This is a genomic window from Gemmatimonas phototrophica (assembly GCF_000695095.2).
Classification (GTDB): Bacteria; Gemmatimonadota; Gemmatimonadetes; order Gemmatimonadales; family Gemmatimonadaceae; genus Gemmatimonas; species Gemmatimonas phototrophica.
In genome coordinates this window covers 4,630,814-4,655,995 of sequence record NZ_CP011454.1, presented here as the reverse complement: position 1 = coordinate 4,655,995, position 25,182 = coordinate 4,630,814, and the positions used below count along the sequence as shown (strand labels likewise).

Genomic DNA, 25,182 nt, shown 5'->3' with positions numbered 1-25,182 from the left:
GTTGGAAGGTCATGAACTCTCCGCAACGGACTCATTGGCGTTAGGTGCCCACCCGGATATGATGGACGTTTCCCTCATCGGCCTGCCGTACGACGCCAGCTCCTCGTTTCTGCGCGGTGCTGCGGACGCCCCGCAGCGCATTCGCGAGGCTTTGCATTCGCCCTCGGGTAATCGGTGGTCGGAGTCGCTGCACGACGTGTTGGACCCGCAATGGCTGCGCGATGCCGGTGACCTGGTGCTCCAGCCTGATGCCAGCGCCCGTGCCGAGATTGAACGGGGCATCACCGCCCTGCTCGACCTCCATACGCGGCCCCTGGCGCTTGGCGGCGATCATTCCGTGACCTATCCGGTGCTGCGCGCCATAAACCACAGGTACCCGCGTCCTGCCATTTTGCACATTGATGCGCACGCCGATCTGTACGACGAGTTCGAGGGTGACCGCTACTCGCACGCCTGTCCGTTTGCCCGCATCATGGAAGAAGGGCTGGCTTCGCGGCTGGTGCAGGTGGGTATTCGGACGCTCACGCCACACCAGCGCGCGCAGGCCGATCGCTTTGGCGTGGAAGTGATCGACATGCGCGCGTGGGTGGCCGGTGTGCGGCCAGTGATTGAGGAGCCGGTGTACATCTCGGTGGATCTGGACGGACTCGACCCGGCATATGCGCCAGGCGTATCTCACTGGGAGCCGGGCGGACTGACCACGCGAGAGGTACTCACCATGATTCAGCAGTGTGCCGGTCACATTGTCGGCGCCGATGTGGTGGAGTTCAACCCACACCGTGATGAGTCGGGGCGTACTGCCATGGTGGCCGCGAAGATCGTGAAAGAGCTGGCGAGTGCGATGTATACGGAAAGGGCAGGGGGTTAATTGCCCAATCGCGCCCCCCTTCCAGTGCGAATTCCGAGTATTGTTTCGTGATGCGTCACGAACCCCTCAACCTCTACAGCCTCACACGAGCCGAGCTGCAGCAACAGCTTGTGGAGTGGGATATCAAGCCGCTGCACGCCGAACGGCTGTGGAAGTATCTGTACATCGACCTCGTGTCGTCGTTCGACGAGATGCCGGAGCTGTTGCCCAAGCTCGCACAACAGCTGCGCGCGCACACCACGCTGGGGGTATTGCCTACGGCGCTCGAGACTGCGTCCAGCGATGGCTTTACCCGCAAATATCTGCTGTCACTGCCGGACAGTGCGCGCATTGAAACCGTGCTCATGCGCTTCACCGGGCGCGTCACGGCCTGTGTGAGTTCGCAGGTGGGGTGCGCCATGGGGTGTGTGTTCTGTGCGACGGGGCAAATGGGGTACACCCGCCATCTCACCGCGGGCGAGATTGTGGCGCAGGTGGTGCACGTGGCGCGCGTGCTGCGTTTTGAGACGCCGCCGGGAGCCGCCGTGCGGGCGACTCGCCACACCTTGGGCACGCGACTGCGCAACGTGGTGCTGATGGGCATGGGCGAGCCGCTGCACAACTACGATGCGGTGATGCAGGCCATTGATATTCTGCGTGATCCGCACGGCCCGTCGCTGGCAGCCGAACGCATTACGCTCAGTACGGTGGGGGTGGTGCCGGGCATTCTGCGGCTGGCTGCGGAGCAGCGTCCCATGCATCTGGCGGTGTCGCTGCATGCCGCTACGCAAGCCGAGCGCGCGGCACTGGTACCCGCCGCGCGCAAATGGCCATTGGAAGAACTGATGGCGGCGTGCCGCACGTACAGCGAGTCCACCGGTCGGCGCATCTTCTACGAGTGGACCCTCATAGCGGGGCAGAACGACAGTGTGGAGCAGGCGCGCGCGGTGGGCGAATTGTTGCGTGGTTTGCCCGCGCAGGTGAATCTCATTCCGCTCAATCCCACGACCGGCTACGACGGCGCTCCAACCCGCAGCGAGGCGGCAAAACGGTTTCAGGAGATTCTGGCGCAGGAGTTTGGTATACCCAGTACCGTGCGTCAGCGGCGCGGAATTGATATCGCCGCCGGCTGCGGGCAGCTGGCGGTGGCCGCGTCGTGACTCGCAGGCTCCGCTACAGCAGCAAGCCGTCCAAGGTGGCAATGAGCGTGGAGCGCAGGGTGCTGCCGCGCGCACTCAGCTCCCGCTGACGCTGCTGATATTCGTCGCGTCCCTCAGCGGTTTCAATGCGTACCGGTGGGAATCCCATGGCGCTGAGATCGTACGGGCTGGCTTGCATATCAAGCACACGCAGATCGACCGCGAGGGCAAAGCAGTGCCATAGCAGATCGCTGCCAATCCACGGCATGACCGTGTACGCCCAGCGGTAGAGATCCATGTTGGCGTGAATGCAGCCGGGCTGTTCGGCGTCGTAACGCGACGCCCACGCCAGCGGGACGCGGTTGAATGGCTTGGCATCCGGCGCAAAGAACCGGAAGGCGTCGAAGTGACTGCACGCCACCGGACGACTCTCCACCAGGGTGTTGATCTCCTGTTGCGAGAGCCGCAGTGGCGTGATCTGCGCATGACGCACATCGTGCCCGCCGTACACCATGGCCCACTCGTGCATGCCGTAACAGCCGAAGTTGGGGGCGCGGCCCTGCGTGGCGCGCAGCAGCTGCACCACCTGCGTAAATGTGTCGCGTTCCGCCGTGGTGAGGGCGCTGATATCGCGGCGAATGACGCCGTCGTGCACGTCGTACGCCGTGCCATCCAAGCACGCGCGGGCCTGCGGGCTGTCAACCAGCTGCTCGTGCGGGGCGGGGTGCCATGCTTCCAACTTGCCGGCGGAGTAGCTGTAGTACTGGAAGAGAAAGTCGTACACCGGATGCACGGCACCGCGCGAACGCCGCTCCCGACGCGGTTGCGTATACTGCCCCACTCGAGCACGGTGCGCGGCGCTGCGCGCCTGCCACTCGCTGGTGGTCAAAATCACCGGCGTGTTCACGATTAGAACGGCGCCGGTTGGTCAACCACCACCACGTCGCCCGTTACCGGATGCACAAATTCCAGATGTTCGGCGTGCAGCAGCAGCCGTTCGTCGTCGTGCGGTGCGGTGCGCCCGTACAGCCGGTCACCAACAATGGGCGCATCGAGCCCCTGCGGATGCGCCGCATGCACGCGGAGCTGATGCGTGCGACCGGTGTGCGGAATGAATTGCACCCGCGAGCGTTCGCCGTCGCGGGCGAGAACGCGCCATTCGGTTTCCGCGGGTTTGCCAAACTCCGGGTCGTGAATATTGCGCGGGCGGTCATCAACATCCTGCCGCAGCGGCAAGGCGATGTGCCCGTGGTCTGCGATGACGGTACCGTCCAGCCACGCCACATAGTGCTTGTGAATCTCGCGCCGCGAAAAGAGCCGCTGGAGTGCCTTGGCGGTTTCCAACTGTTTGGCCACCAGCAGCAGTCCCGACGTATCCATATCGAGACGATGCACCACCAACGGCCCCGTGGCGTCGGGATAGCGCTCCTTGAGGCGCGACACCACGCAATCCTGCAGCGCCGCGCTGCGCCCCGGGACGGTGAGCAGTCCGCTGGGTTTGTTCACCACCACCACATAGTCGTCTTCGTACACGACGACCGGTTCGTGCGCGGGAATGGCCGCCGAGCCAAACAGTGGTGGTGGATCGGCTGGCAGCCCCTCCAGCATATGCGTGAGGATAGGCAGACACTTACCACGACAGGCGGCATAGAACACCCCCGCCCGACGGTCACCGGTGGCCGAAGGCGCGCCCCACCAGAGTTCGGCCAGGGCAAGCGGCCGCAGCCCCAATCGATAGGCGTGGGCCAGCAGTTTGGGGGCCGCGCAATCACCCGAACCGGCGGGCGGTTCGGCGGGAGCAAAGAGCGACCGGAGCGGACGCACCTCGCCACGCGCATTGACGAAGTGATAGCTGTCCTGAATGAGCGCCATCAGCGTCCGCGAACGCGCGGTGCGCGCTTCGTCGAGCGCGCGAATGGCCGCCGCAATGCGCTGTGCCTCCGCACTGTCGGTCTGCTCCGGCATGGCAGCGCACAGACCGGCGCGCTGCGCGGCGAAGTCGAGCATCTCCGCTTCGCCGGGAATCCACGTGTGGTCGCGCACGGCTTTGTCGAACGCTGCGGGTACCCAACCCTCAATGTCCCACTGGCCGTTCATCATGCCGGAGAAGCCGCGCAGATATCCGACGTCGCCGTTGGGTGCCGCCACCACCAGCACGCCAAACATCTTGCCGTTCCCCGGTTCGTGCAGACGCCATGCGTGCGCATACTGCGACTGCACCGTGTCCACGAGCTCCATGGCGGCGCGATGCGCGAGCGGGTGCACGGCACGGCGATCGAACGGCGTAGGAAAGCGCGCCGGCCACTCAGCAGCAGGTGGCGCAGGCGAGAAGGGAATCACACCTGCGCGCGTTGCGTGGCAATAAGTGCGGCCGTGAGCGCAAGCACTCCGGTGAACTGATGCAACACGCCAAGCGGAACCGGTACGGCCAGCAGCAGCGTGGTAATGCCCACAACCAGCTGCACTGTGATGACGGCACCAAAGGCCATCACCGCGCGCCGCACGGCTTGAGGCAACGCCGCCTGTCGCGCACGCCACGCGAGGGTGAGGACAAACGCTGTTACCGTCAGCGCGAGCAGACGGTGATGAAACTGTGCCGCCGCCGGATTTTCAAAGGCATTGCTCCACCACGGGGTGAGCGTGGCGTACCCCGGTGGCACCACCTGGCCGCCCATGAGCGGGAACTCGTTGAAGATCTTCCCACCGCGCAGGCCGGCGACAAAGCCGCCGGACAACACGGTGACGCCCAGCAGCGTCGCGGTACTCACCAGCGCCAGGCGCCACTGCCGGGATGTGCGCACCGGTTCGCTGCGCTCCTCGGCTGATCGCTCGCGCAGCTCGCTGTAGGTCCACACCGCCACGGCGAGAATGCCAAGCGCGAGCCCAAGGTGTGCCGTGAGCCGGTATGCGCTCACGCTGATGCGCTCTACCAGCCCGCTCTTCACCATGTACCAGCCAAGGGCGCCCTGGCCGAGTGTGAGCAGTGGGAGCGCGGTGAGGCGCAGCTGCAAGGAGCGCGGAATGCGCCGTTGTACCATGAACATCAGCCACGGGATGGCGAAGACCAATCCTACCGTGCGGGCGACGTTGCGATGAAACCACTCCCACCAGTAGATCCACTTGAACTGCGCCATGGTAATGCCGGCGTGTGTGGCACTGGCCTGCGGAATCTGGCGGAACTTCTCAAGTTCAAGAGCCCATGCGGCGTCACCTGACGGCGGCAGCGCGCCGGACACCGGTTTCCACTCGGTAATGGAGAGCCCGCTCTCGGTAAGGCGGGTAATGCCACCGACGGCGACCGCAACGAACACGGCAACAATCGAGGCCAACATCCAGCGGCGGAGTGCGATGCGGTCACGCGTCGGGAGCGCGTCGGGGAGTCCGAGGTCGGTCATGGGGTTCACTACTGAACGCTGACCGAGGGGGCTGTGAGGGTCAAGTGATACCGGCGGGTCCGGACCGCTATGGAATCACCACGATCCCGGCCTTTCCGCCAAATTCGTCGTCCACTGGCGCGAGACCACGCGGCGCGCGCCAGGCACCGCCGTTGATGCGCACGGCAATGCGGTGCGGACCAGAGGACAGGGTCAGCTGATGCACAAAGGCGTCCCCCGTGCGCGCCATCCGCACGGGCGTCCAGTTGGCTGAGCTGACGGCGATATCTACCACGGCGTTGGCCGGGGCGTTGATGGTGATGGTGATGATCCCCTGACCTTCGGTACGCTGCAGCAGTATTTCGTCGCCCCGCACATCGGGCACGACGAACACTCCGGAGCCCGTGGTGCCGCGCACATCGGCCAGCGCGCGCGCATCGCGTCGCAGGGCGCGCGGACGTACCGGATTCCAGCGCACGGCGAGACCGGTGTAGCGTGCTTGCGGCACGCCGCGCAGCACATCGGCCATCTGTTCGCCCCCCTGCGCAATAAGGGTGGTGCTGGCGTTCACGTTCACCGCGAGCGCGACATTGTAGCTCGACGCCGTCCCCACGGTGGCGCGCCGTCCTTCGCGCCAGCCGCGATTGGCCTGCAGCCACCAGCTACCGCGCTGCCACGACAGCTGCACCACGGCATCGCCGAGTGTGTAGTTGGGCGCAATCTCGCCCAGGGCAATGCCCGAGGCTTCCATGAGCTGATAGTCATTGGTGACACTGCGCTGCATGGTGAGCCCGCCGCGCCAGGTGCCCGTGCGCAAGGTGCGCTGGATATCGGCACCCACGCCGTATGCGTGCCCGGTGGTGTTGAGCCCCAGGCGTGACGTGCGTCCGCCGCCGGCCGTGCCCACGAACTCCACTGCGCCCACGGCGACCGTCTGGCGCACCAATGCCGACAGATTGCCGTTGTGGCCGGGGAAGACGAGACCGTTGGTGGTAGCGCTGAGATCGACGTCGGTGCGCGACCACCGGCGCGGCAGCACCGTGGTGCGTATCACGTACTGCGCGGCCATCACACTATCGCTGGCGACGGTGAAACTGCCTTCGCCGGCCAGGGCGATGCGGTCGCGTCCATACCAGAGGCCACCGCCCAGCGATCCGGCCGATCGTGGGGTGCTGGTGGGTTGCTGCACGCGAGCGCCGCCCACATCGAGCCAGGCCAATGTTTCACCGGCTGGTGACTGGGCCGACAGCACCGATGTGGTCAATACGCTCGAGAGACTGCCAAGGCAGGAGATCGCGCGGAGAAAACGTGGGCGTAGCACACGTGTAGGCTAGCGCCCTCGCCGGGGGTGGCGCGAGGGTGCCGGGACGAACTACACGGCGCGAAACTGTGTGGAGTAGCCGTGGTCGTCGTCGGGCGCCGCTGCTTGGGATTCCGCGTCTTCGGCCCCGTTGGTGCGCGCCCAATCGCGGAACCCACTGGGGGCGCGCTGGATGTCGTTGATGCGCGCGTAACTGATGCTCTGAATGTCCCGCCAGCCCACAAGATCGGCGAGATCGGCCTTCATGAGATTGGCCGCGGACATCCGCGCCCCTGCCACGTGCACCGCCTGCAGGTAGGCCCCTTCAAGCGATGCCGCCGTGAGGTTGGCGCCTTCGAACGAGGCATGCTTGAGATTCGCCCCGTCCAGAAGGGCGCCCTGCAGATTGGCGTTGCGAAAGCTGGCGTGCTGGAGGTTGGCCCCTTTGAGGTTGATTCCTTCCAGCCAGGCACCGTCCACGTTCACCCCGGCCAGTGACTGCCCGTTGCGCACCAGATTGGCCAAGGCATCAATGCGGCCTCCACTGCCACCTTTTCCCTGCGCACTGTTGACGACCTGCCAGGCCTGATAGTTCGAGTCGGTCAGTGCCTGCTCGTTGCGCACTTTATCGGAGGCCAGCCGCTCGCGTCGGCTCGCCCAGAACTGGTACGCGCCGAAGACGAAAATGATGATCTGCCAGAACTTCACCACATTCGCGACAAAGTCGATCATGGTGAAGGTGTCCACGTCCTGAGTCATTTTGCATGATGGGCCAGCCGGCGATCTGAGCCAGTCATGTCACGAGACGGTTGCCCGTTTGTTACACGGAGCGCGCGGTGTCACCCCGGCATTCAGCGTTTGACCGGCGGACGAATGGGGGCTCCTGTCGTGGTGAGTCCTGCCCGCGAATTGGACTCGATGAGCGACAGCACGCCCTTGGAGCGGAGCTCCATGGCGGCGTCCGGCGCGAGTCCGGCGGCAATGTCGCTGCTCACGGTGGAGCCGAGCGAGGCAAACTGGGTGGTGTTGGCGCCCTTCACGAGCAGCTCGCGAACGCGGCGGGTGGCCACGGATCGCGACACCCCGCTGGCCACCATTTCGGCGAGTACGCCAAGGGGAACCGTGAGTGGTCGCTGCGGCCAGAGCTGACGCATGTCGCGGAGCGTGGCGGTGGGGATCCCAGCCTGCAGGGCGTCGGCGGCGGCAGTGAGTTCCTCGGCGCTCTTTGTGGGCGCAATGGCTTTGGACGCCACGGCAAGACGGTCGGCGAGCAACGCGGTGGCGCTGCGAATGCGGTCGGGGGTGGCACGCTTGGCGAGCCCTTCACGCACCTTGGTCACGAGCGGCGCGGTGGGCAGCCCACGCGCGGCGGCATCGGCAATGATGGTGCGCAATGACGCGCGGGCGGACTCGTCGGCGATGGCGTCGAAGGGCGACGCGTCCTGCGCGTGCAGCAGAGACGGCGCCGTGAAAAGGACGAGCAGAAGAGCAGCGATGCGCAGCGACATGTTATGGCGCCTGGATGATGATGACGGAGCCGGGGCGGCCGAAATCGCTGTCGGTGGCCTGCGGCGCTCGCGGGTCGGCGATCCACGTTTCGCCGTTCACCACAAACGCATAGACGTGGCGACCGGGAAGTAAGGGCATCGTGGCCACCCACGCCCCGTTCTCGAGGGTGAGTGGGGTGGCCGTGACGTTCCAGTCGTTGAAGTCACCCACCAGCGACACGCTGCGGGCGGTGGGGAGATCGCGGGCGTCGAGTACGAACTGCGTGGGCAGGCGCTGTTCACTCGGTTCGACCGGCCCTTCCACCGCGCGCAGCATGGCCGGCGCTGCCGTCGGCGACGCCGCCGGCGACGTGGCGGACGGCGGCAACGCCACACGCCCCGCCGCCGCGTTGGAAGACGCGGCGCCGGGATTCATGATGTACCCTCTGGCCACAAAGCCAATCGTGAGTGCGGCCGCTGCGAGCGTGGCACCGCGGGCCACGGGCGGGGTGTTGAACCGCCACCACTCGAGCACGTCTTCCAGCCGGCCAAACAGGCGCTGCCACGGCGTACGTTTCCGCTCCTGCGTGGCGGCCAGAATGTGCGCGATATGACGTCGGTCTACCGGCGGCAGCGGTGTGAGTACCGCCTTCACCTGAGCGAGCATCAGGTCGTCGTCGAGCGCGAGCGAATCGCGCGGCTCGTTGCGCGGGGCACCCGGTTGGAGGTCACTCATGCAGGGCTCCTTCGGTCATCGGCACCTGGAGCGTGCCGCGCAGCGTATCAATGGCGCGCTTGACGCGCATGCGGAGGGTAGACCCCTTCGCTCCGGTCACGATGGTCATCTCTTCGTAGTCCATATCGTTTACATGACGGAGCAGAAACGCTTCGCGTTGTTCCGGCGGCAGTTCGGCGAGGGCGCGATGCACCTCGCGGGCAAAGCCGTCATTGGGGATATCCGCGCTCTCTTCGCTGGCCGCATCGATGGGCAGGTCGCCGTACTCCACGAGCTCATGATGCCGTTTGCGCTTGCTGAGCAGCGTGCGGCAGCGATTACCCAGAATGCGAAAGAACCACGGATCAAACGGCGCATCCTCGCGAAAGCGCGCCAGGTTGTCGTGCACCCGCAGGAACGTATCCTGCACCGCTTCCTCGGCGTCTTCGCGGCTGCGCAGCATCTGCAACGCAAAGCGCAACGCGCGGGGATAATAGTGCTCCACAAGCTGCGCGAAGGCGGAGCGTTCGCCTTGACGCGCCTGCTGCAGCACGAGGTGGAGGTGAGCGGCGTCCATGGTGAAGCCTTACGACAGCGCGGCGGCGGGGTAACGCATGGCGGATTCTGAAAGCTGGAGTGTGATCACGGATTCACCCAGCCCTACTCCCCGGCCGTCGACTTTGTCACAGCGACCCGGCGTCCCGGAGGGCCGGGACGTGAGGCCAAGCTCATCCGTTACGATCGACGCCGAGCGCCGTCTCCCCTGTACCATTCCCAGCGCAAAGTCCTGCGCTGCGTTCCCTCCGCATGCCGCTTCATGATCTACGCTTTCGACCAGTTCACCGACGCTCTAGGCGCTCCCCTCCGGGATTTCAGCAAAGGCCGCCTGGCGGCGTTAATGGCAGACCCCCGGGCCTCCACCTGGGAAGACGCCCATGGGGTGGTGCTGAACGCTCAGGGGCTGACGCTCTGGCAGGCCTGGATTGCGATTGATCCGGAGGCGCCGCGGGAAGGGCGGCATGTGACCATCGACGCTTACGATCGGGTGCAGGTGGTGCGGGAATGGGAGCGGGTCCCGGATGTGGAGATGCTCGGGGAGATCGTGCGGTTTGTGCTGGGGCAGACGGCGGGGCAGTAGCGGGTTTCTGCGTGTGCCACGAACCGGGTTTTCGGGGTACTTTGCAGCATGCCCACCCCCCTGAAAATTACGGTCCTCCTTGGCGGCGTTTCCGCCGAACGTGATGTCTCGCTGTCGAGCGGGCTGCGCATAGCCGCGGCGCTCCGCGAGAAGGGGCATGAGGTCATTTGCCTGGACCCCGCGGAGGGGGTGCTGACGCGGGAGACGGAGCGGGGGTTGCTGGCGACCGGTGTGGGGAGTGCGCCACCGTCGCTGGCCGCCTTGGCGGGGATGGCGGCCCAATCATTGTCGCCCACGCTGGGGACGCTGCCGGAGGTGACCGAGGCCGACTGCGTGTTTCTGGCGTTGCACGGCGGCCAGGGGGAAGACGGCACCGTGCAGGCGCTGCTCGATATGGTGGGGGTGCCCTATACGGGGAGCGGTCACCTGGCGAGCGCGCTGGCCATGGACAAGCACCTGAGCAAGGTGGTGTTGCGGGCGGCCGGGGTGGCGACGGCCAACTGGATGATGGCCCCGACCGACGGCTCGGTGCTCGACCCCCACGAGGTGGGGCGGCACCTGGATTGGCCGGTGGTGGTGAAGCCGTCCAAGCAGGGGAGCACGGTGGGGCTCAGCATTGTCCGGGAACCGGAGGCGCTGGCCGCGGCGGTGACCGAGGCGTTCAAGTACGACGACGAAGTGATGGTGGAGCGCTTCGTGCCGGGGCAGGAGCTCACGGTGGGCATTCTGGGCGATCAGGTACTGCCCACGATCGAGATTGTGCCGATGAAGGAGCTGTACGACTACGAGTGCAAGTACACGCCGGGGATGGCCAAGGAGTTCGTGGCCGAACTATCGGATGAGGTGCAGTCGAAGCTGGCGGATCAGGCCCGGAAGGCGTTTGACGCCCTCAAGCTGGGCGGCTACGCGCGCATTGATTTCCGGCTGGACCCCCAGGGGCAGCCGTGGTGTCTGGAGGCCAACACGTTGCCCGGTATGACACCTACCAGTCTCATCCCACAGGCGGCGGCCGCCGCTGGTGTCTTGTTTCCCGATCTGTGTGAGCGCATCGTCAATCTGGCGCTCGCGAAGCAGCGGGATCGGTAGTCGCGTCGACATCGTTCATTTCCCATGAGTTACGTCACCTACGACGAGTTTGAGACGTCACGCTCCCCGAGTGCCGTGTACTGGCTGATCGGGTTGTGTGTGGCCGTGTATTTCGTGCAAGCCACGTTGGTGGGCGACGACAACATGGCGCGGTGGCTGGGCTACGCGCCCGGTGATCTGGCGTCGCGCTCATTGTGGACGGTGGGCACGTACATGTTCGTGCACGGCGGCTTGCTGCATCTGCTGCTGAACATGTGGACGCTGTGGCTGTTTGGGCCGCGGGTGGAGCGGGCGTGGGGGGCGAGCACCTTCACCTGGTACTATCTGTGGTGCGGACTGGGTGGCTGGGCCTTTCACTACATGTTCCAGCCCAACGGCGGCATTCTGGTGGGCGCGTCGGCGGCCATTCTCGGTGTGGCGGTGGCGTACGCGTCGCGTTGGCCGGACGATGAAGTGCTGTTCTTTGGTGTGGTGCCCATGAAGGTGAAGTGGCTGGTGGCGTTCATGGCGCTCATCAACATCACGATGACCGTGTTGGACAGCGGCAGCATGGGCGGCACGGCGTACGCGGCGCACTTTGGCGGTATGATGGCCGGTTGGCTGTATCTGCGCGCGCCCAACGTGGGCAGCCTCGATCGTTTCCGCAGCCGTATTGCGCCGGCGCCCGATTACGGTGACGAGCCGCCGCGGGCGGTGCCCAAGTCGGGGCGTCCGCGTGAGCGCGAGCGCGATACCGACGACATTGTGGCGCAGAGCAAGGCCGCCATTGCGCGCGTGCGTCCCTCGCCCAAGCCGCAGCCGCAGCCGGCCACCGTGGCTACCGTGGCCCCGGCGCCCAGCACGGCGCTGGACGCGGTGCTGGACAAGATTGCGGCCGAGGGCATTGAAAGCCTCACGCAGGCCGAGCGGATGATGCTGGACGAGTGGTCGAAGCGGCTGCGGGAGCTTTCGTGAGCGCGGTGGCGTTTGGCAAGTGAGCGTGCGGGCGTCCGAGTGGGCGCCCGTTGTTTTTTCGTTTAGTCTTCAGTCATGCCCAAACCACAACTGCTGGAAACGTTTCCGAATCCGTATGCGGACCGGAAGTATGAGATCTACATGGAGACCAACGAGTTCACCTCGTTGTGTCCGCTGGGTGGCGTGGAGACCGACGCGGCGGAGCTCAAGCTGCTGGAAGGTGGCGCGCCCGATTTTGCGACGATCAAGATCACGTATACGCCGGCCGAGAAGTGCCTCGAGCTGAAGAGCCTGAAGTTGTACTTCTGGAGCTTCCGCAACGACGGCATTTTTTACGAGCGCGCGGTGAACCACATCATGGACGACCTGGTGGCCGCCTGTCAGCCGCACGCGTTGACGGTCGTGGGCGACTTCAACGTGCGCGGGGGTCTCAAAAGCATCATCACGGCCTCGTACACGAGAGACTGAGATCTGAGTTCGGAGAATCGCGACTCGGATCCGCGAGCGTTGCGAGTCGCGAGGTGTGATGGATATCGATGTCGGACATTCGATAGTCGCAACGTTCTCACCTCGTCGTCTGCAGTCGGCGGTCTGTCGTCCTACCCTCCTCCCGGAGTTTCCCATGGTTCGCTTGGTACTGGCGTGTGCTCTGGTGCTACTTCCCGTGTCCTCGATTGCGGCGCAACAGCATCTGACGGGTGGGAATGAGGGCAAGCGCCCTCTGGGTTGGCAGGTGCGGTACGACAAGGGCGAGCATGCGGCGCACGGGGCGGACAGCATGAGCTTTGCGCAGATGACGCCGGGCTTTCATGCGACGACCACGGGGAGTGCGGCCATTCTGTGGCACCCTGATAGCGCGGCGCGCGGTGACTACGTGGTGGAAAGCACGCAGTTCCTCTTTCCCACCAAGGGGCGGGACAAGGAGGGATACGGTGTGTTTGTGGGCGGGGCCGACCTGAGCGGGGCGGGGCAGCGGTACACCTACTTTCTGCTGCGCAACGACGGCCGGTTTCTGGTGAAGCAGCGGGTGGGGGCGCAGACCACGACGCTGGCCGACTGGACGGCGCTGCCGGCCATCGCGCTGCAGAGCGGCGAGGAGGCGGCCAAGAACGTCCTGCGGGTGGAAGCCACTGGGGCCACGGTGCGCTTTCTGGTGAACGGGGCGGTGGCGGCGACGTTGCCGCGGGCCCAGGTGCAGCCCGACGGGGTGTTCGGGGTGCGGATGAATCACGCCGTGAACGCCCACGTGTCCAGCGTCCAGCGAGGACGGTAAGAAGCGCGAGGTGCGCCCGTGTGCGGTGGTGCTGACCTTCCGCTCACGGGCGCATTGCCGTCATGCCGGGCTGATTCAGCTCAGGCGCCGCCGCCGGGCCACGAGGCCAAGGCCGGTGAGACCGGCGACCATCAGCATGTACGTGGACGGCTCGGGGACGACGGTGCCGACGATGTTCGCTACGCCGTTTCTCCCTTCGAACGCTTCAGAAGCGATGCGGAAATTGAAGTCGCCGAAGCCATTCTCCTGAATACCCGTTCCCGATCGAACTGCCTCCAGGGTTGGGCCACAGCACCCCTGCACGACGACGGTATACTGTCCGACGGTCAGAAAGCGGTTGTTGATCAGCGCATTAAATGCAAATACCGCCGGACCGCACTGGGCGCCTGGCGCATCGAATCCAAAGGTCCCGCAGCTGTCGTCGTCGTTCGTGACGTATGCCCCGCTGATGTATCCAGTGGCATCGGGACGTCCTTCGAACAGGGTCATATACGAATCAAAGGGCGTCGTCCCATTCGGGCCTGCAATGGATGTCGTCCAGAGGTCGAATGTGCCGGCGGTCGTGACATCGAAGCTGATCACCGATCGGCCGCCCAGCGGGACGAACGACGAAACGGTGAGGTCGGTTTGCGCCTGCGCGCCGGTCGCGAGCGTCAGCGAAAGCAGGGTGGCAGAAAGAACGCGCTTGAGCATGAAAGGGAATGTCCGGGAAACGAGGAGACTGGGGGCATCGGGCAGCGCCGGTTTTGGCGTCGTGCATCCGCTCCACGCTACGGATAAAGGCCTCCGCATTCTCACCGGAACGTCTACGGCATAACTTCATTTTATTCATACACTTACGAAACATGCCGTGTGTGCGGGGTCGCGCCGACCGCAGCCGGGGATTGGCGCAACGGGTGACGAATGGATGCGCTCCCGCATGATCGTGTGGCCGGTTGATTGCCACGTGATTGCCACGTTGGTCCGTCAGGAGTTTGGGATCGACCCAGATCCGACGGTCGAGGCTGCCCTCCGCCAGGCGCTGCGTCCGGTCACGACGGTCGGCCTTGGCGGACCGGGTTCCCTTCCCGGGTGGGTTGGCTATATTGAAGGGCTCCCGGCAGCGTTCACGCGTGGTTGGGAGATGACGGGCTTGGTAGCTCAGTTGGTAGAGCAGCGGACTGAAAATCCGCGTGTCGGCGGTTCGATTCCGTCCCAAGCCACTAAGAAAATCAACGACTTCCGCCGCGCGGCACGCCTCGAATCGAGCGTGCCGCGCGGCGTTTGTGCGTGACTGAGGGACATTGCGACGCCGACTGAGGGACTCGGCGGGGGCAGGTCCGGCGACGCGGATGTGCGAAACGGCTGCGCGTCCCTGCTCCACGGGCTTCAGGCCACGGGCGAAACGGGCAGCACCGGCCAGATGACGATGAGATGACGCCGCGCGCTATCCTACCGCGTCGAATTGGCTTGAATCCCCGCCCATTGCCCCCTTTCATTGGGAGTAATCCATGCATTACCGCGGCCATTATAGGCTGCGAACGCCAGCCGCTTCGGCAGCCCTTGGCAAGCACGCTTTACGAATTGGCGCCGTCGTCATCCTGGCGGCTTGTCGAGAGCAGGGCTCCTTCCCGACCGATGTGCCGGATCGCGCGACCGACGCCGACCTCGGGGTGTCGCGCCGGTCGGTGGTATTGGACCCGACCCCGACCAGCTGCGGGGTGGACTGCGTGCTGGTGCCCGGTAATGTGCCCGGCACGCATACGCGTCCGCTGAGCACGGGGCCGAATCGCTACACGGCGGAGAACAGTGTGGTGTGGCCGGACACGCTGCCCAACGCCACCATGATGCTGATGCGGGTGAACGGCGTAATCCCACGGGCGTACGTCGGCTCCATGTCGCCGTCGTTCGCGTATCTGCAGGGGACCCCCTACAAGTCCATCGACGCGGACGGCGCGTTCTCCGGCAGTTTCTGCTTCGGCGAAATCCGGACCAACTTCCGGGTGTTTGGTTTCGTCGAGCACACGCTGCGCTCGTGCACGCTATCGAACACCAACAATGACGCGGACAATCTGATCGTGGCGGAGAAGGTCACGGTCGGACGCTTGCGGGGGAGCGGCACCGTCCTGCGCACGGGCATGAACCAGCCCACGTGGCCGGGCTGGTTTAACTGCCTCAACGGTCCGTGTGTGATCGCCGCCGAAGCGCAGCAGTCGATCACCATGCATCCGTGGATGGACAAGCTCGCGCTCACCGCGTCGTCGGCGGAGGTGTTTGAAGGGGATTCCGTGAGCTTCACGCCTAGCGTGAGCGGCGGCATGACCATGATTGCGGGGTCGCAGCGGTGGACGTGGGTGCCGCACAAGCGGGCTATCGGTGGTCAGGTGCAAACGGATCCGCCGGATATGCAGACCGGCGAGTGCGCCAACGGGACCGTGACGTGCCGAGTGCGGGTCTATCGCACGGGGAACATGTATCTGCGCGCGAATCTGAATCCGGCGACCATCGGTGAGCAGGCGTTTGCGAAGGTCGTGGTCAAGCCGATCAAGCTGATCGCCACGCCGACGCCGCGTGGGGTGAACGGAACGCTCGACTCCGTCCGCCTGCTCGTGCGCACAGTTCCTGAGCGCGCCTTTTCATCAATCACGGTGAACCCGATTCCGGCCCCCACAGCGCTTCGGCGAGCAAGTCTTCTCAGTTCAGGGGCCATGTCCGCCGCGTGTAATGCGGCGGCAGGCGAGTGTGAACTGAGTGGTGGCCTGGCACCCGCGTCGCTGACGGTCACGGCTACAACGACGCAGGGCGTCCTCCTTGTGACTACGGTTGAGATCGACTCGCTGCCATGCCCGACCGGAAATACGGTTATGGACAGTAAAGAAATGCGCGTACTGATCGACAGCTTGTGGAAATTGGGAGGAAATCAAGGAAATGCATCCACTCGAAGAGAGCGAGCTGCGATGCTGATTGACTCCGGTGGTGTGCTCATTACGCGATATTACGCTCCTGATACCAGTGCAACTCCGTGCACGACGGCTCCTGCAACGTCGGAATCGAGCCAATTTATTCCTCCACATTGGATAGCAGGAACAATGAAAATAGTTAGCGTCTTGCACACGCATCCGTTCAAGCCAAACGACCGCCTTCCGTCCAATTGCCCAAAGGAGTTTCAAGGCATGGCCGCTGGGAAGGGACCAAGTTACCCCGACTGGCACATTCTTCGGAATGATTTGGATAGTCTCAACACATGGCACAAAAACGATACGAACTTTGACCTATTCTCCCCGGACTTTCAACCGCTGATCATTGAGCCAGACTTTGTGTGGCTCATGAATCCACGGAGCAACATTCCGTATACCCCAAAGGTGGTCGGATCTAGGACTTACAAGATGGCAGATACTGTAGTGATCGGAGACAACCTTCAAGGATGGCGGCGCCAGACGCCGCTGAACAGAAATAGCTGCGTCCTCAAAGTGAATGACGTGCCGTCCATCCTCAGATAACGGGAGTTTAAGCCATGCGCGCAGCACTACTTCTGGGAATTGCGGCAACGAGTTTGGGGGCCGCGCTCTGTCCCATTGTCGCAGTGTCCGAGCCTTCAAGAGCCTCCATCGAAAGTGCATGTGAAATGGATGGGAGAAGCACATCGATGGCCCGAACACACATGGCCCTATTCCTGACGGATACGGGCGAGATCGGGGAGATGTATGCAGCGACGCGTCTTGAGCTCGGGGTTGTCGGTGTTCGTTATGATCAAGTGTCCGTCGTTCAGGACACGCTCAAGTGCCGCGCGGCGATAAATTCTTGGAAGCTTTTATATGCGTCATTCCGAGGAGACCTAGGGGCTGAAGCGGCCCTCTTTGACAACGGTATGTTGTTCCGCCTCACTCCCAACCGGTTCATTCTCGCAACGCCTATGATCAACAAATACTCGGGGTTGACGTACCTGGCGCTTGATTCAAATGCAGTGGTGATCCGAAACAATCTTTAACTGAAGTACGCCGGGTTTGGAGGAGGCTCCCTGCACGAGACAACGGAACGGGTCGGAAGCCGAGTCAGCCATTCTCCCCGGAAGTCCAGGAGCGCGCGGTAGGGCTGGTACACTAGCAGCAGGACGCACATCCGACGCAATAGGAAGCCATCCGCCCTATCGCGGAGAAGATCGGCTGTAATGCGGAGACGCTGCGGTCTCCTCAGAACCCGGCGCGCTTCATTCGGTGAGTTAAGAATGCTCCGACCCGCCTTCTTGCAGGTTCTCGCCGTATTCTTCTGCTCTTTCGCGGGAACATTTGCTGTGAGTTCGTCAAAGAGATCGGCGCAACCACCGAGCTTTCCGTGCCAGATCGAAGGCGAGCGATTCGATACGGCGGCGTTCCGGCGCCTACGCAGAGTGCTCACCGATACAGGCAAAGCGGCGCTCGATTTCGCCGAGGTTCTCGATACACTTGGCATCGCTGGCGTTCGGATCGAGGATGTCATGGTTGTCACCGATACGGTTTTGTGTCGGCGTGCACTCGATGCCTGAAAGGCGTTTTACCCGTCGTACGGACCGGCGCAGGCGCAACTTGCGGCAGAGACGACGGGCGGTCTACTGCTTCGACTCACAGCGAATCGCTACGCACTCGCGCTGGCGATCTTCCATCCGTGGACTGGCGCCACATTCTTCGTTACGGACTCAAACTTCGTGATGGTGAAGCCGTGGATGTAAATGGCTCAGCAACCGGTGATGGACTTGCCTAGCTGACAGACTGAGGGACCTTGATCACTCCACTGAGGGACCCTGCCGTCCCAAGCAGGGCAATCTCTTCTGGAGTACGCCTCAGTAAGACCAAGTGGCACAGGACCTGAAAATCCGCGTGTCGGCGGTTCGATTCCGTCCCAAGCCACTGCAAAAAACAATGCGGCGCCCCGACTCGGTCGGGGCGCCGTTTCGCGTTCCGGCTGGGCGGATCCTGTTGCATGCTATATGTGTACCATATAAACTACAGCGTGATCCAGTCGTTCCTCGACCAAGCCACCGCCGACCTCTTCGCGGGAAAACGGACCAAGGCCAACCGTCACGCGGTGGCGCTGTGGTCGGTGGCCCGGCGTAAGCTTTCGGCGCTGGACGCGGCAGTGATACTCGGCGATCTCCGAAGCCCACCCGGTAATCAGCTGGAGCCGCTCAAGGGAGACCGGAAGGGACAACACTCGATTCGCGTGAACGATCAGTATCGGCTGTGTTTCGTGTGGACCGCGGAAGGTCCCGCCCGTGTGGAGTTCACGGACTACCACCGATGACCACCGCATCGCATTCGCGCCATTCACGTCGTAGCTCCACGAGGAACCCATGAGCACCAAGCCAATCCCGACGCTCATCCCGCGCCCGTCCATCGAGCAGATGGTGGAGCCGCCAGCGCACGCAGGTGAGGTGCTGCGCGAGGACTTCCTGGTGCCGCTCGGCATCACGCAGACGGCCTTCGCCGCGCGGCTGGGGATCTCGTTGCAGCGCCTGAACGACCTGTTGTGCGGCCGTCGCGGGGTGACGGTGGACACCGCGCTCCGCTTGGCGCGCGTGTTGGGCACGTCGGCGCAGTTCTGGATCAACCTGCAGGACGCGCGCGAGTTGTGGGACGCCGTGCACGGTCCTAATGCGAAAGAGATCGAGAAGCTCGAGCCACTGCAGCATGACCGGGATGGGCGGCTTGTGGCGTCCGCTTGATAGAAAAGGCTACGACTGCCGTCGAAAGTGTACACTGTGGACGTCAATCGAATCGTTTCGGAGTGAGTGAATGCGTGAATTCGGGGTGCTCCGCTCAACACTGCTCGCATTTGCCCTAATGGCGGTCGCGGGTTGCTCTGGCGAAGCCGTGCGGGCGAAGCCAGCGACAGAGAAATCCACAAGTGATAGTGTCACCCTCTCGCCGAAGCCCGGCGCGGTCTACACGGCGTTTCACTACGTGAACGAGATTGCCGGGACTGAACTCGAGTTGCGCCTGTGTGATGGAGATACCGCTGTCGCACATTCGGTGGGAGCGCGTCTGGGAGGACTTGGCAAACCAGTCCGCGTAGAAGCCTCGACATGCAAGACGCCATCGCGCTCTTCAGCGGATCGATTTGACGTCCTGTCGGTACGTTGCACGGCAAACGACTGTCAAGTGATGGGACATTTGATCCGATTGCCGTCTGCCTGGAAGGTTGAGCTGCATGTGAGCCCATCAACGTCTCTGGAGCCGCCGTCTGTGCTGAGCGCGTTGTTCTCACAACACGAGACATACGACTAGGTACCAGGTTTCCTCTTTTAAACAGCGCCGATCCGGCCCGTGATTCTCGACGGAGACGGGATTTCCGAGGTGGAGTTCCGATCCGTCGGAGAGCTGGCGATACAGCCGCTGCTTGGGGCTGGCCCTTCGGACTGAGGGACCTTGCACGCTCAACTGAGGGATCCTGCGATCCCAAACGGGGCGCTCTCCTCTGGAGTACGCCTCAGTACGCCCAAGTGGCACAGGACCTGAAAATCCGCGTGTCGGCGGTTCGATTCCGTCCCAAGCCACTGCAAAAAACAATGCGGCGCCCTGACTCGGTCGGGGCGCCGTTTTGCGTTCCGGAGGCCCGAGGAGCGGGCGACATCTGGGAATAGCGAAGATCCATAGTTTCATTTAGATTATAAATGAAACTATAGGGTGCGCCAAGTTTCACTTCCATCCCCTATCCGATGCCCGGCCGATACGAGTCGCGAATTTGGCCATCCGATCCGATCCGCGATGCGCCACCCCGCCACCGGCGGGCCTGCCGCTACGACGTGCATCTCCCCACGCTGCTCAGTGGCTTGGAGATTCGCCTCGACGGCGCGCTCGCTGCACTAGTGTCGGAAGCCGAGCAGGCACTGATCGCACTGAACCATGAAGGTGGCCCCGCGCTCGCCCGGCTGGCGCGGCTGCTCCTGCGCACGGAGTCCATCGCGTCATCGAAGGTTGAAGGGCTGCAGTTGGGCGTCCGAGACCTGGCGCGCGCTGAGGCCAAGGCAGAATCGGGGACGCCGCCGGGAGCGACGGCACAGGAGGTATTGGCCAACATCGACGCGATGGTGCTGGCCGTCGAAGGCGCCGCCGAGCGCGCAGACTTCGACGAAGACGGGATCCTCGCCATCCATCGTCGTCTGCTCGAGCACGCGGCACACCAGCACATCGCTGGGCAATTCCGTGAATCCCAAAACTGGATTGGGGGGAACGACTACACCCCGTGTGGTGCGGACTTCGTTCCGCCACCGCCCGACCTCATCGCGCCGCTCCTGCGCGACCTGTGTGAGACGATCAATACCGACCTCCTGTCGCCACTGGTGCAGGCGGCGCTCGTGCACGCGCAGTTCGAGACCATTCATCCGTTCGACGATGGCAATGGCAGAACGGGGCGAGCCCTCGTGCATGTCGTGTTCAAGCGGCGCGGCATCGCGCGCGAGTTCGTCCCACCAATCAGTGTCGTGTTCGCCGGCGCCCGAGAGCAATACATCGGGGGGCTCACCCGCTTCCGGAACGACGGTGATGACGGCGTGCTCGCCTGGATCGAACACTTTGCCATGGCCACTCGACGGGCGTCGCAGCTCGCCCGAGCGTATATCGCGCAGGTGCGTCTGCTGCAGGAGGTGTGGCGCACGAAGCTCCGGGCGCTCCCAACGGTGCCACGCGCCGATGCAGCGGCGTGGGCGATCATCGACCACCTTCCGGCGCATCCCATGATCTCAGCACCAGTCGCAACAGCGGTGACGCATCGATCGAAGAGCCGCGTGTACGAAGCCATCGAACAGTTGACTGCCGCGGGAGTGCTGATCCCGCTGTCAAGCGGTCAGCGCAACCGATGGTGGGAAGCGACAGGCCTACTCGATTTGGTCGAGAAACTGGAATCGGGCGAGTCGCCCCGAGCTTCGTTACCATAAATGCAAGGAGACGAAGCGGATGGCGGAGCCGCCGGCGTATCCGGGTGAGGTGCTACGCGAGGACTTCCTCGTGCCACTCGGCACACCGGAATGGGCGGCTCGTGGTTTCCACCTGAGACCTGCGAAGCAGCTCGGCTCTCTCGTCGACAGCCGACGGATACTCATTTGGAGACTCAATGGAATACATACCTGGCCTGTATTCGGTCACGTTGGGCGACGACACTCCTCCACCGATCTCCGTTCCCGAACAGCGCCGCGCCCTCGAGGCGTGGATCGCCACGCTCGATTCGCTCACGCTACCGACCGAATGCAAGGGCGAACTGATTGACTTTCGATTCGGTGATCAGCGTTATCACTTCGTGCTTCACGCTGAAGTTGGAACACCAGAGGTCAGGGAGGCTGACCCGTACACCTACGTGTGCACGTTCCCGGACGGCAGCCGCGTACAATTGTTCAGCCGTCTCTTGGAGTCGACGTTCACGCTGTTCATGCCTCCCTCGTCGGGCCAGCACTTCCGGCTCGATGTGCTGTCAGTGCCGATGGGCGTCACGCTTGATCAGCACGCAACGCTCCCCCGATACGTCGCGTTCGTGCGGGGGTTACTCAACGAGCATCGGGACTTCGATGTGTATATCCAGACATCGAGTGCGGAGCACCGGGAGCAGCTGGTCGCCTCGATTGCCACGCTGTCTCGAGTGGGCGACGAGCGCTCCTTAAACGGCAGATGATGTCTCCGCGGCCCCGTTAGTGGTTGGACGTTCTGACTGAGGGACCCCAAACCCCTCCACCGAGGGACCCTGCGCTCCCCAGCAGGTACTTCTCCTCCTTCCCGCTTGCCGTCCCCAAGTCGCGGTGGGTACCTTCGGAACGTAGCGGACTCGGCCGTCACGGCAGCTCCATCGCCGCGGCCGGATTTCCATTGTCGATGAACGATTGGTTCAGGGTACCATGAAACGTTTTCGGAGCGTAATGCTCGGCGTGGCCGCGATCGGTGTCTCCGCCTGCAGCGGCAGCGACACCCCGTCACCCGTTACCCCTCCGCCGGCTCCTGTCGATCCGAATGTGGTGGGCGCGACGGGGGGCACGGTGACCGCAGAAAATGGCGCGGTCACGTTGCAGGTACCAGCCGGTGCCGTATCAGCGAGCACGCGGATCGCCGTCACGCCCCGCACGGACATGAGTGCGAATCCCAACGTGGGGGCGGCGTGGGAATTCGGCCCGAGCGGCACGCAGTTCGCCGCACCCGTGACCATGCGGCTCCGCTTTCCCGCCAATGCGTTTGCCGCGGATGTGGATCTGTCGCGCCTCACCTTGGCGCGCCTCGAGAATGGCGCGTGGGTGCCGCGCGCCGAGCAGGTGTCGGTCGATCCGGCCACCCGGGAAGTACGCGGTCAGGTACGTAGCTTCAGCACCTGGGGGGTAGTGAGCGACCCCTGTGCACCAGGGGTGGTGTCCTTTGGCGCGGCGTTTACGGGAGCCGGCACGCTGAACACTTTCAGTTGCCTCTTTGCGTCCGGCTCCGTGTCTCGCTGGTCGCGCTATTGGGAGTTTGAAGTCACCAGCCAGAGTACCTTCGAGTGGCGGGTGCGGCCGGAATTTGCCCACGTGGTGGGAATCAAGCAGGCCACGACCAACACGTCCGAAGGCACGGTCTGGGGATCGGTAGCGGGGAACGCCGGCGATTCCACCGTGCTGCGCGCCGTACTCGCACCGGCGCGCTACCAGCTCTTCGTGTCCACTCGCGACACCAGTGCCCGCGGTGCATTCACATTTGCCGGCGGTACGCCCTCGGTACCGGCTCTGACCAACGGGCTGGGTTGTTCGCGGGCCACGTGGCTGGTGCCGGGTACTCGCGTAGCCGGGGCGGTGCTCGACTCGGCGGCCGGTGACTGCCGCTCGACCATCCAGTTCACCCCCTTCCCCGAGGCGCTCGGGAAGCCGCTCGTCATCGACTTCTATCAGGCGAGACTGCTCGCCGGCCGCACGTACACCATCACCTACACACTCCCGTCGCGCGCTGCCTACGGTGGGGCGGCGCTGACGGTGTATCGCGGCGGTGTCGTGGGGCAGGATATCCAGGATCAGTCGCGCCTCGTGCGCACGTTGCAGATCACCCCGCCCAGCGACGGCACCTATGTCATCGAAGCATCGGCCGCTGGCTCCTCTGAAAACAACTGGGCGCTGCCGGCACCATTCGCGTACGAGGTCGCGGTCAGCGATGGCGGCGCACCGGTTGCGGCGACCGTCGAGCTGGCGCCGAGCACGATGCGTTTGGGGGCCGTCGGCGACACGGCGAACTTCGCGGTCACGGTGCGACGCAACGGGGCCGTGGTTGGCGGCGCGGTGCCGGCGTGGCGCAGCTCTGATCTCGCAGTGGCCACGGTGTCCAGCGCCGGTGTGATCACGGCCATGGGCCGCGGCTCAGCGACGATCACCGCCACGTGGGGGACCGGCGAAGCCACGGCCAGCGTAAGTGTTGATCCGTCGGCCTACGTGGCCGGTTTCATGGGCGTCGTGCGCTCCAGCCGCGGGTCATCCGAAGTGACGGTGCCGCTGGCCGGTGTGGATACGGCGATTCATCGCCGGAACCTCGCGCGCGCCGATTCACTACTGGCGGTCGCCGAAAGGGTTTTTGCTCAGCTCCCCGACAGCGAAAAGAGCGCCGCGGCGCGCGCCCTGGTGCGACTCGGCGTTCCAGTGCCGGGCTTCTCGTCGACGGCGGCCGCTTCGAGCGTGGCGTCGCCGCGTTTCGTGGCGCCCGCTGCCTGTCTGGATCGCACCAATGGTGGCTGTGAACCTGTGCCGAACGGATGCTGGAGTCCGGAGCTTACGCGACGGCAAGTGCGGGACTGCCACCTTGCGCTCCGTGAACTGCGCAGGAAGAACGATGCCGACTGGGCCCGTCGCTCGACGAACTTCGTCGACCCAGCGCTTCCGGAAGACACCCGTACCTTTATGGGCGCGATTTACGATTACATACGTTGGCTGGCGATCAAGGAGCGACCGGCACCAGCGGGACAGTTGCCGGCGGTGCAGCGTGAGTTGCGCAGAAGTACGGCGATCGGTGTTCGCGGTCTCATGGCGCCGCAAAGTGCTGGGGCATGGGTCGCGCAGGCCAACGAAACGCCACTTGTCCTGAACTCCGGGATTGCCCAGCCGCTGGGACTGGCCATTGCTGCCAGCAATCCGTTACCGAGCGATGCTGCTGTGCCGGTTGCCGTAGAACTGCTCGGCGAATACGCGCGGGTGGATACCCTGTGGCGTACACTCGCCACCGAATCAAAGGTGGCCTTCGAGCCGGAGGTACCAAGACCGCCCACCGGCCAGTTGAACAGCGTCGTGACCGGCGCGCTGCTGTCAGAAGTACGTATCGCCGGCGTGAGCCGCCCCGGTGTGGTGGCTACGCTGGTCGATCTGGGGAACGACATCGGCCTCCGCCTCACCGGCCCGTCCAGCGCCGGCGCCGTCTTCACGGTGACGCTGGAGACCACCAACGCGGAGTTCGGCATCGTCCGTCGCGACGTGCCTGTCGTGTTGCGTGCCGGGACACCGCAGATCGAGAGTGCGTCGGTGAGCGGCTGGGCCGCGATCGGGCAGGACCCGTTCTGCAATGGGGCCTTCCCGCAGGGGACCAACGGCCGTGCGCGTATTCGGGTGCGCCTTTCGGAACCGGTGCCACCAGGACGAGGGCTGCACGACCGTGCGTTCTTTGTCGGGGGATCCACTCCGTTCGGTTTCGTTCCGGTCACCGCGATGCGACAGGTCGGGGATCGCGAGTACGAGCACGAGGCTGGGTTCTGCTGGGGTGGACCGGCGGGCTTCATTGACTACGAACTGCAGTTCGAGGATACGGACGGTACGCGATCGAATGTGTTCCGCTTCCGCGTGCCGAGGCCGTAAGGGCGAGGCATGGTGACTGCGTTGAGAGATACTCCATGCGCGCAATGCATGGCGTAGTCCGCACGCCACCACCGATCCAGA

23 protein-coding genes and 1 tRNA gene are annotated in these 25,182 nt (G+C 64.2%); 15 read left to right on the top strand and 9 right to left on the bottom strand.

Going from position 1 to position 25,182, the window contains the following annotated elements; translation table 11 throughout:
* Window positions 1–58 precede the first annotated feature (58 nt).
* The gene (speB, locus tag GEMMAAP_RS19590) at window positions 59–868 is read left to right on the top strand and encodes an agmatinase (protein WP_026848883.1); all 810 of its coding nucleotides are present in this window, start codon (window positions 59–61) and stop codon (window positions 866–868) included.
* Window positions 869–918: 50 nt separating this feature from the next.
* Complete coding sequence (gene rlmN / locus GEMMAAP_RS19585; protein WP_026848882.1) at window positions 919–2,007, top strand: dual-specificity RNA methyltransferase RlmN; 1,089 nt, start codon at window positions 919–921, stop codon at window positions 2,005–2,007.
* Between the two features lie 13 nt (window positions 2,008–2,020).
* Here the strand turns inward: rlmN and GEMMAAP_RS19580 are convergent, their stop codons facing one another.
* The 8 genes from GEMMAAP_RS19580 to GEMMAAP_RS19545 all read right to left on the bottom strand — a co-directional run bounded on the left by GEMMAAP_RS19580 (window position 2,021) and on the right by GEMMAAP_RS19545 (window position 9,439).
* The gene (locus GEMMAAP_RS19580) at window positions 2,021–2,893 is read right to left on the bottom strand and encodes a hypothetical protein (protein WP_026848881.1); all 873 of its coding nucleotides are present in this window, start codon (window positions 2,891–2,893) and stop codon (window positions 2,021–2,023) included.
* 2 nt (window positions 2,894–2,895) lie between these two features.
* Complete coding sequence (locus GEMMAAP_RS19575; protein ID WP_026848880.1) at window positions 2,896–4,326, bottom strand: RluA family pseudouridine synthase; 1,431 nt, start codon at window positions 4,324–4,326, stop codon at window positions 2,896–2,898.
* Window positions 4,323–5,381: a COX15/CtaA family protein gene (locus GEMMAAP_RS19570; RefSeq protein ID WP_043580054.1), complete on the bottom strand. Its 1,059-nt coding sequence runs from the start codon at window positions 5,379–5,381 to the stop codon at window positions 4,323–4,325. The genes GEMMAAP_RS19575 and GEMMAAP_RS19570 overlap by 4 nt, the downstream gene beginning before the upstream one ends.
* A gap of 67 nt (window positions 5,382–5,448) precedes the next feature.
* Window positions 5,449–6,681 (bottom strand): hypothetical protein, encoded by a 1,233-nt coding sequence (locus tag GEMMAAP_RS19565; protein WP_145979259.1) that lies wholly within the window; start codon window positions 6,679–6,681, stop codon window positions 5,449–5,451.
* Window positions 6,682–6,732: 51 nt separating this feature from the next.
* A complete protein-coding gene (locus GEMMAAP_RS19560) occupies window positions 6,733–7,419 on the bottom strand; it encodes a pentapeptide repeat-containing protein (protein WP_053333826.1) in 687 nt (228 codons plus the stop codon).
* Window positions 7,420–7,511: 92 nt separating this feature from the next.
* The gene (locus GEMMAAP_RS19555) at window positions 7,512–8,168 is read right to left on the bottom strand and encodes a hypothetical protein (protein WP_026848877.1); all 657 of its coding nucleotides are present in this window, start codon (window positions 8,166–8,168) and stop codon (window positions 7,512–7,514) included.
* A 1-nt stretch (window position 8,169) separates the two neighbouring features.
* Window positions 8,170–8,883, bottom strand: a complete 714-nt coding sequence (locus GEMMAAP_RS19550) for an isoamylase early set domain-containing protein (protein ID WP_053333825.1) — start codon at window positions 8,881–8,883, stop codon at window positions 8,170–8,172.
* Window positions 8,876–9,439, bottom strand: a complete 564-nt coding sequence (locus GEMMAAP_RS19545; RefSeq protein WP_053333824.1) for an RNA polymerase sigma factor — start codon at window positions 9,437–9,439, stop codon at window positions 8,876–8,878. The genes GEMMAAP_RS19550 and GEMMAAP_RS19545 overlap by 8 nt, the downstream gene beginning before the upstream one ends.
* Window positions 9,440–9,679: 240 nt before the next feature.
* Here GEMMAAP_RS19545 and GEMMAAP_RS19540 point away from each other — a divergent pair, with 240 nt between their 5' ends.
* From GEMMAAP_RS19540 to GEMMAAP_RS19520, 5 genes are all read left to right on the top strand, one after another.
* Complete coding sequence (locus GEMMAAP_RS19540) at window positions 9,680–10,000, top strand: hypothetical protein (RefSeq protein WP_026848876.1); 321 nt, start codon at window positions 9,680–9,682, stop codon at window positions 9,998–10,000.
* Between the two features lie 48 nt (window positions 10,001–10,048).
* Window positions 10,049–11,086 carry a D-alanine--D-alanine ligase family protein gene (locus GEMMAAP_RS19535; protein ID WP_043580052.1) on the top strand — a complete coding sequence of 346 codons (1,038 nt, stop codon included), beginning with the start codon at window positions 10,049–10,051 and terminating at the stop codon, window positions 11,084–11,086.
* A 24-nt stretch (window positions 11,087–11,110) separates the two neighbouring features.
* A complete protein-coding gene (locus tag GEMMAAP_RS19530; RefSeq protein WP_026848874.1) occupies window positions 11,111–12,040 on the top strand; it encodes a rhomboid family intramembrane serine protease in 930 nt (309 codons plus the stop codon).
* Between the two features lie 75 nt (window positions 12,041–12,115).
* The gene (gene queF / locus GEMMAAP_RS19525; RefSeq protein WP_026848873.1) at window positions 12,116–12,508 is read left to right on the top strand and encodes a preQ(1) synthase; all 393 of its coding nucleotides are present in this window, start codon (window positions 12,116–12,118) and stop codon (window positions 12,506–12,508) included.
* Between the two features lie 154 nt (window positions 12,509–12,662).
* Entirely contained in the window at window positions 12,663–13,313 is a 651-nt protein-coding gene (locus GEMMAAP_RS19520; RefSeq protein ID WP_026848872.1) for a hypothetical protein, read from the top strand.
* A 75-nt stretch (window positions 13,314–13,388) separates the two neighbouring features.
* On the opposite strand, the gene GEMMAAP_RS19515 is transcribed toward GEMMAAP_RS19520, so the two are convergent.
* Window positions 13,389–14,006 (bottom strand): DVUA0089 family protein, encoded by a 618-nt coding sequence (locus GEMMAAP_RS19515; RefSeq protein WP_026848871.1) that lies wholly within the window; start codon window positions 14,004–14,006, stop codon window positions 13,389–13,391.
* Between the two features lie 436 nt (window positions 14,007–14,442).
* On the opposite strand from GEMMAAP_RS19515, the gene GEMMAAP_RS19510 reads away from it, so the two are divergent.
* The 8 genes from GEMMAAP_RS19510 to GEMMAAP_RS19475 all read left to right on the top strand — a co-directional run bounded on the left by GEMMAAP_RS19510 (window position 14,443) and on the right by GEMMAAP_RS19475 (window position 25,101).
* A tRNA-Phe gene (locus tag GEMMAAP_RS19510) sits at window positions 14,443–14,515 on the top strand.
* A gap of 288 nt (window positions 14,516–14,803) precedes the next feature.
* Entirely contained in the window at window positions 14,804–16,792 is a 1,989-nt protein-coding gene (locus tag GEMMAAP_RS19505) for a hypothetical protein (RefSeq protein WP_145979257.1), read from the top strand.
* Window positions 16,793–17,517: 725 nt separating this feature from the next.
* Window positions 17,518–17,814, top strand: a complete 297-nt coding sequence (locus GEMMAAP_RS20415; protein WP_145979255.1) for a hypothetical protein — start codon at window positions 17,518–17,520, stop codon at window positions 17,812–17,814.
* Between the two features lie 464 nt (window positions 17,815–18,278).
* The gene (locus GEMMAAP_RS19495; RefSeq protein ID WP_026848868.1) at window positions 18,279–18,569 is read left to right on the top strand and encodes a type II toxin-antitoxin system RelE/ParE family toxin; all 291 of its coding nucleotides are present in this window, start codon (window positions 18,279–18,281) and stop codon (window positions 18,567–18,569) included.
* A 49-nt stretch (window positions 18,570–18,618) separates the two neighbouring features.
* The gene (locus GEMMAAP_RS19490; protein ID WP_043580048.1) at window positions 18,619–18,990 is read left to right on the top strand and encodes a HigA family addiction module antitoxin; all 372 of its coding nucleotides are present in this window, start codon (window positions 18,619–18,621) and stop codon (window positions 18,988–18,990) included.
* Window positions 18,991–20,070: 1,080 nt separating this feature from the next.
* Window positions 20,071–21,201 (top strand): Fic family protein, encoded by a 1,131-nt coding sequence (locus GEMMAAP_RS19485; protein WP_158514940.1) that lies wholly within the window; start codon window positions 20,071–20,073, stop codon window positions 21,199–21,201.
* Between the two features lie 209 nt (window positions 21,202–21,410).
* On the top strand, window positions 21,411–21,929 hold the full coding sequence (locus GEMMAAP_RS19480) for a hypothetical protein (RefSeq protein WP_145979253.1): 519 nt from the start codon (window positions 21,411–21,413) through the stop codon (window positions 21,927–21,929).
* Window positions 21,930–22,149: 220 nt separating this feature from the next.
* On the top strand, window positions 22,150–25,101 hold the full coding sequence (locus GEMMAAP_RS19475) for a hypothetical protein (RefSeq protein WP_145979252.1): 2,952 nt from the start codon (window positions 22,150–22,152) through the stop codon (window positions 25,099–25,101).
* The last annotated feature ends 81 nt before the right edge of the window (window positions 25,102–25,182 follow it).

What these genes read in the sequence shown, in the direction of transcription:
- speB (WP_026848883.1), top strand. Translation starts at nt 59, where the DNA reads ATGATGGACGTTTCCCTCATCGGCCTGCCGTACGACGCCAGCTCCTCG.
- rlmN (WP_026848882.1), top strand. Translation starts at nt 919, where the DNA reads ATGCGTCACGAACCCCTCAACCTCTACAGCCTCACACGAGCCGAGCTG.
- GEMMAAP_RS19570 (WP_043580054.1), bottom strand. Translation starts at nt 5,381, where the DNA reads ATGACCGACCTCGGACTCCCCGACGCGCTCCCGACGCGTGACCGCATC.
- GEMMAAP_RS19560 (WP_053333826.1), bottom strand. Translation starts at nt 7,419, where the DNA reads ATGACTCAGGACGTGGACACCTTCACCATGATCGACTTTGTCGCGAAT.
- GEMMAAP_RS19555 (WP_026848877.1), bottom strand. Translation starts at nt 8,168, where the DNA reads ATGTCGCTGCGCATCGCTGCTCTTCTGCTCGTCCTTTTCACGGCGCCG.
- GEMMAAP_RS19550 (WP_053333825.1), bottom strand. Translation starts at nt 8,883, where the DNA reads ATGAGTGACCTCCAACCGGGTGCCCCGCGCAACGAGCCGCGCGATTCG.
- GEMMAAP_RS19545 (WP_053333824.1), bottom strand. Translation starts at nt 9,439, where the DNA reads ATGGACGCCGCTCACCTCCACCTCGTGCTGCAGCAGGCGCGTCAAGGC.
- GEMMAAP_RS19540 (WP_026848876.1), top strand. Translation starts at nt 9,680, where the DNA reads ATGATCTACGCTTTCGACCAGTTCACCGACGCTCTAGGCGCTCCCCTC.
- GEMMAAP_RS19535 (WP_043580052.1), top strand. Translation starts at nt 10,049, where the DNA reads ATGCCCACCCCCCTGAAAATTACGGTCCTCCTTGGCGGCGTTTCCGCC.
- GEMMAAP_RS19530 (WP_026848874.1), top strand. Translation starts at nt 11,111, where the DNA reads ATGAGTTACGTCACCTACGACGAGTTTGAGACGTCACGCTCCCCGAGT.
- queF (WP_026848873.1), top strand. Translation starts at nt 12,116, where the DNA reads ATGCCCAAACCACAACTGCTGGAAACGTTTCCGAATCCGTATGCGGAC.
- GEMMAAP_RS19520 (WP_026848872.1), top strand. Translation starts at nt 12,663, where the DNA reads ATGGTTCGCTTGGTACTGGCGTGTGCTCTGGTGCTACTTCCCGTGTCC.
- GEMMAAP_RS19515 (WP_026848871.1), bottom strand. Translation starts at nt 14,006, where the DNA reads ATGCTCAAGCGCGTTCTTTCTGCCACCCTGCTTTCGCTGACGCTCGCG.
- GEMMAAP_RS19505 (WP_145979257.1), top strand. Translation starts at nt 14,804, where the DNA reads ATGCATTACCGCGGCCATTATAGGCTGCGAACGCCAGCCGCTTCGGCA.
- GEMMAAP_RS20415 (WP_145979255.1), top strand. Translation starts at nt 17,518, where the DNA reads ATGCTCCGACCCGCCTTCTTGCAGGTTCTCGCCGTATTCTTCTGCTCT.
- GEMMAAP_RS19490 (WP_043580048.1), top strand. Translation starts at nt 18,619, where the DNA reads ATGAGCACCAAGCCAATCCCGACGCTCATCCCGCGCCCGTCCATCGAG.
- GEMMAAP_RS19475 (WP_145979252.1), top strand. Translation starts at nt 22,150, where the DNA reads ATGAAACGTTTTCGGAGCGTAATGCTCGGCGTGGCCGCGATCGGTGTC.